At 74.4% G+C, this 6,305-nt stretch carries 5 protein-coding genes; 4 read left to right on the top strand and 1 reads right to left on the bottom strand.

Going from position 1 to position 6,305, the window contains the following annotated elements; genetic code table 11:
* The 3 genes from B0E53_RS31975 to B0E53_RS31985 all read left to right on the top strand — a co-directional run.
* Window positions 1-1,080: MBL fold metallo-hydrolase (locus tag B0E53_RS31975; protein ID WP_246835702.1), on the top strand; the 1,080-nt coding region annotated here is incomplete at its 5' end.
* 61 nt (window positions 1,081-1,141) lie between these two features.
* On the top strand, window positions 1,142-1,786 hold the full coding sequence (locus tag B0E53_RS31980; protein ID WP_348639682.1) for a sugar transferase: 645 nt from the start codon (window positions 1,142-1,144) through the stop codon (window positions 1,784-1,786).
* Window positions 1,783-2,427 carry a NeuD/PglB/VioB family sugar acetyltransferase gene (locus B0E53_RS31985; RefSeq protein WP_107079386.1) on the top strand — a complete coding sequence of 215 codons (645 nt, stop codon included), beginning with the start codon at window positions 1,783-1,785 and terminating at the stop codon, window positions 2,425-2,427. Before B0E53_RS31980 ends, B0E53_RS31985 begins: the two co-directional genes overlap by 4 nt.
* 1 nt (window position 2,428) lies before the next feature.
* Here B0E53_RS31985 and dgt read toward each other — a convergent pair whose 3' ends face one another.
* Window positions 2,429-3,940, bottom strand: coding sequence for a dGTP triphosphohydrolase (gene dgt / locus B0E53_RS31990; protein WP_107079387.1), 1,512 nt, complete (start codon window positions 3,938-3,940; stop codon window positions 2,429-2,431).
* 100 nt (window positions 3,941-4,040) lie between these two features.
* Between dgt and B0E53_RS31995 the strand changes: the two genes are divergently transcribed.
* Window positions 4,041-6,305 (top strand): Tex family protein (locus B0E53_RS31995; protein ID WP_246835703.1); only part of this gene is annotated, 2,265 nt, incomplete at its 3' end.

The following is a 6,305-nucleotide window of genomic DNA, read 5'->3' on the forward strand; positions in this document are numbered from 1 at the left end:
CTGGCCGCGGTGGCCGGGCTGGCCTGGGCTGCGCGGGACGTGCCCGCCCAGCTCGGCGGCCGGATCGCCGGCGCCCGGGCGGAGCGGGCGGCCCGCTCGCCGCGCTTCCGGGACGGCACCTTCCACAACCCGTCGGGCGCCCGCAGCACCATGGTCGCCGACCCCGGCCGCAATCTGGTCAAGGAGCTGATCTTCGGCAAGCAGAAGCGGCGGCCGGACAGCGCCGTGCCGCTGGTGCGCCCGGCCGACCCGGCCCCGGCCGACCCGGCCCGTGAGCTGAGCGTCGTCTGGTACGGGCACGCCTCCACGCTGGTCGAGATCGAAGGGCACCGGGTGCTGCTCGACCCGGTCTGGAGCGACCGCTGCTCCCCGTCCGCGCTGGTCGGCCCGCGCCGCATCCACGAGCCGCCGGTCCGCCTCGACGAGCTGCCCCGGCTCGACGCCATCCTGATCTCGCACGACCACTACGACCACCTGGACATGGAGACCGTACGCGGGCTGCTCGCCCACCAGTCCGCTCCGTTCCTGGTGCCGCTCGGCGTCGGCGCCCACCTGGACCGGTGGGGCGTTCCGGAGGACCGGATCGTCGAGCTGGACTGGTCGGAGAGCCACCGGGTGGGCGGGCTGACCGTGACCGCCACCGCGGCCCAGCACTTCTCCGGGCGGGGCCTGCGCCGCGACGGCACGCTCTGGAGTTCCTGGGTGGTGGCCGGGGCACAGCGGAAGGTCTTCTACACCGGCGACTCCGGCTACTTCGACGGCTACGCCGAGATCGGCGCGGAGCACGGCCCGTTCGACGTCACGCTCATGCAGATCGGCGCGTACGACCGGGCCTGGCCGGGCATCCACATGTTCCCCGAGGAGGCGGTCGCCGCCCACCTCGACCTGCGCGGCGGGCTGTTCGTCCCGGTGCACTGGGCCACCTTCAACCTGGCCCTGCACGACTGGTCGGAGCCGGTGGACCGGCTCTGGGCCGAGGCGAAGGCCCGGGACGTCCGGCTGGCCGTGCCGCGCCCCGGCGAGCGGGTGGTGGTGGACGAGCCGCCGGCGGTGGACGGCTGGTGGCAGGCCGTCGCCTGACACGCGCCCGGAAAAACCGGACAAGCAGTCATTCGACGGCACATTTGTCTACTCTGTCCGCGTGAATGATGCCATGAAGCGGGCCGTCGACCTCACCGTGGCCCTGATCGCGCTGCTGGTGGCGGCGCCCGTCCTGGCCGCGGTGGCGGTCGCGGTGCTGCTCACCATGGGCCGGCCGGTGCTGTTCCGGCAGGCGCGGATCGGCCGCCACGGCCGCGAGTTCACCATCCTGAAGTTCCGGTCCATGGCGGCCGGCGCCGGCGGCTTCTCCACCGCCGACGACGCGCTGCGGCTGACCCCGCTGGGCCGCTGGCTGCGGGACACCAGCCTGGACGAGCTGCCCAGCCTCTGGAACATCGTCCGGGGCGACATGAGCCTGGTCGGGCCGCGTCCGCTACCGACCAGCTACCGCTTCCGCTACACCCCCGAACAGTTCCGGCGCCACGAGGTCCGGCCCGGACTCACCGGGCTCGCCCAGGTCAACGGGCGCAACGAACTCGGCTGGGACGAGAAGTTCGCCTACGACGTCCGGTACGTCGACCACCGCGGCCTCCTGCTCGACCTGCGCATCCTGGCCCGTACGGCGGTGGCCGTGCTGCGGCGGCAGGGAATCAGCGCACCGGGCAGCGCCACCGCGCCCGAGTTCCGCGGCCGTGCCGCCGCGGAGCAGCCGGTTCCGGCGACCGCCGGCAGTGGTGCCCGGTGAGCCTCGACCTCGTGGTCGTCGGCTGCGGCGGCCACGGCCGGGAGATCGCCCAACTGGTGGCCGCGGTCAACGACGCCGCCGCCCGGCCGGCCTGGCGGCTCGTGGGCTTCGTCGACGACAACCCCTCGGAACGCAACCGCAAGCGGGCCGAGGCCGGCGGGATGCCGTACCTCGGGACGCTGGCGGTGCTCGGCCACCTGCCGCCGCAGACCCACGTCGTGCTCGGCCTGGGCGACCCCCGGGTCCGGCGGGTGGTCGGCGCGCGGGTCGACGCGCTCGGCCTGCCCGCGGCGAGCCTGGTGCACCCGGACGCCACCGTGGGGGCCGACCTGGTCGCGGCCGAGGGCCTGGTGGTGTTCGCCGGCGGCCGGATCACCACCAACGTCACCGCCGGCCGGCACCTGCACGTCAACCAGAACGCCACCCTCGCGCACGACTGCGTGGTCGGCGACCACGTCTCGCTGCACCCGCTCGCCGCCGTCTCCGGCGACTGCCGCCTGGACACCGCCACGCTGGTCGGCGCGGGGGCCGTGGTCCTGCCCGGGCTGCGCGTCGGTGCCGGCGCGACGGTCGGCGCGGGCGCCTGCGTGGTGCGCGACGTGCCGCCCGGCACCGTGGTCAAGGGCGTTCCGGCCCGCTGACTCAGAGCACGAAGGCGTCCGTCCAGAGGGCGCCGGAGCGGCCGGAGAGCGCGTCCAGCATGGCCACCGCCTGCCCGTCGGTGAGCTGCGCGACGAAGTCGACGATCGCCCGCCCCCGGGCCCGGCCGATCCGGTCCGCGGTACGCGGGTGCAGCTCCGCCTCGGCCAGCTCGACCAGGTCGTGCAGCCGGCGGGGCAGCCGGGACTCCTCCTCCGGATCGAGCAGCCACTCCCAGAGCGCCTCCACGAGGGTGCCGAGCAGCCGCGCCTGGCCACGCTGGTGCAGGGCCAGGTCGGGGCGGGCCAGCACGAACCGGTGGTGGACGAACTTGAGCACCTGCACCTCGTGCCACTGCGGGCGGGCCAGCAGCACGTACCCCGAGCGGACGTCCGGCTCCGGGGTCACCGTGATGGCGTCCACGAACCGGGTGGACCAGCGCGCGGAGAACCGGGCCACGTACTGCTCGGCCTCGATCGAGCCGTCGAAGGGCAACGCGAGCAGCCCCTCCACCAGCTCCTCGCGGACGTGCTCGACGGCGGCGGCGAACGCCTCGTCGTCGGCGATCCAGGCGTCCTTGCGGTGCAGCTGGCGGCGCAGCCGCTCGATCGCCGCCCCGGGCCGCCGGCCGGCCGCGGCCAGCGCCGAGGAGGTGATCGCCCGGAAGTGCCCGCACTCGCGCTGCCAGGCCATCAGCTCGGCGGCCACCGCCCCCTGCTGGAGCACCCCGACCCGGTAGAAGTCCTCCACGTCGTGGATGGCGTACGCGATGTCGTCGGCGGTGTCCATGATCGACGCCTCCGGGGTCTGCTGCCAGTCCGGGATCCGGCCGGCGAACGGCTCACGGGCCTGCCGCAGGTCGTCCACCTCGGTCCGGTACGCGCCGAACTTCGCCGACCCGCTCTCCGGGTCGTCCGGCGGGGCGGCCGCGCCGCGCGGCGCCGGGTCCAGGTGCCGCGGGTGCGGGTCCGGGTGGTCCAGCCGGGTCCACGGGTACTTCAGCATCGCCGCCCGGACCGCCGCGGTCAGGTCCAGGCCGGTGGTCGCCGCGCCGCGGATCTCGGTGCTGGTGACGATCCGGTACGACTGGGCGTTGCCCTCGAAGCCGTCGGGCAGGCCGAGCCGCTGCCGGGCCAGCCGGTCCAGCACCCGCTCCCCCAGGTGACCGAACGGCGGGTGGCCGAGGTCGTGGGCGAGCGCGGCGGCCTCCACCACGTCGGGGTCGCAGCCGCCCAGCTTCTCCAGCAGGTCGCGGTGCGCCGGGTCGGCGGTCAACCGCTCGGCGATCGCCCGGGCCACCTGCGCCACCTTGAGGCTGTGCGTGAGCCGGTTGTGCACGAGCAGCCCCGACCCGCCCGGGCTGATCACCTGGGTCACCCCGTTCAGCCGGGCGAAGAACGGCGACCCGACGATCCGGTCCCGGTCCGCCCGGAACGGGCTGGCCGCCAGGTCACCGAGCGCCCGGGCGCTGCCGCCGAAGAGCCGCCGGGCCCGCGGATCCGCAGCTTGTTCCATGATCGCCACGCTAGCGCAGCGAACGGCGGGTGCGGCACAGCCGGTCGGAGCCGGCCGGCACAATGCAGGGCGGAACCCACCGGAGAAGGCGGATCAGATCGTGACCCAGTCTGTGCACCAGCGAATCGCCGAGGAACTCGGCGTCGCCGAACGTCAGGTGCGGGCGGCCGTGGAGCTGCTCGACGGCGGCGCCACCGTGCCGTTCATCGCCCGCTACCGCAAGGAGGCCACCGGCCTGCTCGACGACGCGCAACTGCGCACCCTGGAGGAGCGGCTGCGCTACCTCCGCGAGCTGGACGAGCGACGCGCCGCGGTGCTGGAGTCCATCCGCGGCCAGGGCAAGCTCGACGAGGCCCTGGAAGCGCAGATCATGGCGGCCGACTCGAAGTCGCGGCTGGAGGACATCTACCTGCCCTACAAGCCCAAGCGGCGGACCCGGGCCCAGATCGCCCGCGAGGCGGGGTTGGAGCCCCTGGCGGACACGCTGCTGGCCGACCCGGCGCGGGACCCCCGGGACACGGCCGCCGGTTACGTCGACGCCGACAAGGGGGTGGCCGACGTCGCCGCCGCGCTCGACGGCGCCCGGGCCATCCTCATCGAGCGCTTCGCCGAGGACGCCGACCTCATCGGCACGCTGCGCGAGCAGATGTGGTCGCGGGGCCGGCTGGTCTCCCGGGTACGCGAGGGTCAGGAGAGCAGCGGCGCCAAGTTCGCCGACTACTTCGACTTCGCCGAGCCGTACACCAGGCTTCCCTCGCACCGGATCCTCGCCATGTTCCGAGGCGAGAAGGAGGGCGTGCTCGACCTGACGATGGACCCGGAGGCCGACGGCAACTCCGACGCCGTGGTCACCGGTCCCACCCGCTACGAGGCGGCCATCGCCGGCCGGTTCGGCATCGGCGACCAGGGGCGGCCCGCCGACCGGTGGCTCACCGACACGGTGCGCTGGGCCTGGCGTACCCGGATCCTCATCCACCTCGGCGCCGACCTGCGGATGCGGCTCTGGCAGGCGGCCGAGGAGGAGGCCGTGCGGGTCTTCGCCACCAACCTGCGCGACCTGCTGCTGGCCGCGCCGGCCGGCGCCCGCCCCACCATGGGCCTCGACCCGGGACTGCGCACCGGCGTGAAGGTGGCCGTGGTCGACGCCACCGGCAAGGTCGTCGCCACCGACACGATCTACCCGCACGAGCCGCGCCGGCAGTGGGACGCCTCCGTGCACACGCTGGCCACCCTGGCCGCGGCGCACGGCGTCGAGCTGGTCGCCATCGGCAACGGCACGGCCAGCCGGGAGACCGACAAGCTCGCCGGTGACCTGATCAAGCGGCACCCCGAGCTGAAGCTGACCAAGGTGGTGGTCTCCGAGGCCGGCGCGTCGGTCTACTCCGCCTCCGCGTACGCCTCCCAGGAGCTGCCCGGGCTGGACGTCTCGCTGCGCGGCGCGGTCTCCATCGCCCGCCGCCTCCAGGACCCGCTGGCCGAGCTCGTGAAGATCGATCCGCGCTCGATCGGCGTCGGGCAGTACCAGCACGACCTGTCCGAGGTGAAGCTGTCCCGCTCCCTCGACGCGGTGGTGGAGGACTGCGTCAACGCCGTCGGCGTCGACGTCAACACCGCCTCTGCCCCGCTGCTCACCCGGGTCTCCGGCATCGGCGCCGGGCTGGCCGAGAACATCGTGCTGCACCGTGACGCCAACGGGCCGTTCCGCACCCGGGCCGAGCTGAAGAAGGTGCCCCGGCTCGGGCCGAAGGCGTTCGAGCAGTGCGCCGGCTTCCTGCGCATCCCCGGCGGCGACGACCCGCTCGACTCCTCCAGCGTGCACCCCGAGTCGTACCCGGTGGTGCGGCGGATCCTCGCCCACACCGGGCAGGACCTGCGCGCGCTGATCGGGAAGTCGACCATCCTGCGCGGGCTGCGGGCGACCGAGTTCGTCGACGACACGTTCGGCCTGCCCACCGTCACCGACATCCTCGCCGAGCTGGAGAAGCCCGGCCGCGACCCGCGCCCGGAGTTCCGGACCGCCACCTTCGTGGAGGGGGTCGAGAAGATCAGCGACCTGACGCCGGGGATGGTGCTGGAGGGCGTGGTCACCAACGTGGCCGCGTTCGGCGCGTTCGTCGACGTCGGCGTGCACCAGGACGGCCTGGTCCACGTCTCCGCCATGTCGCACACCTTCGTGAAGGACCCGCGCGACGTGGTGAAGTCCGGCGACGTGGTCCGGGTCCGGGTGCTCGACGTCGACGTGCCCCGCAAGCGCATCTCGCTGACCCTGCGGCTGGAGGACGAGGCCCCGGCCGGCGGCGGACGCCCGCAGGGCGGCGACGGGCGCCGCGACCGCGGCGGCAGCAGCCAGGGCGGCGGCCGGCGC

It is taken from the genome of Micromonospora sp. MH33 (assembly GCF_003013775.1).
Classification (GTDB): Bacteria; Actinomycetota; Actinomycetes; order Mycobacteriales; family Micromonosporaceae; genus Micromonospora; species Micromonospora fulviviridis.

What these genes read in the sequence shown, in the direction of transcription:
- dgt (WP_107079387.1), bottom strand. Translation starts at nt 3,940, where the DNA reads ATGGAACAAGCTGCGGATCCGCGGGCCCGGCGGCTCTTCGGCGGCAGC.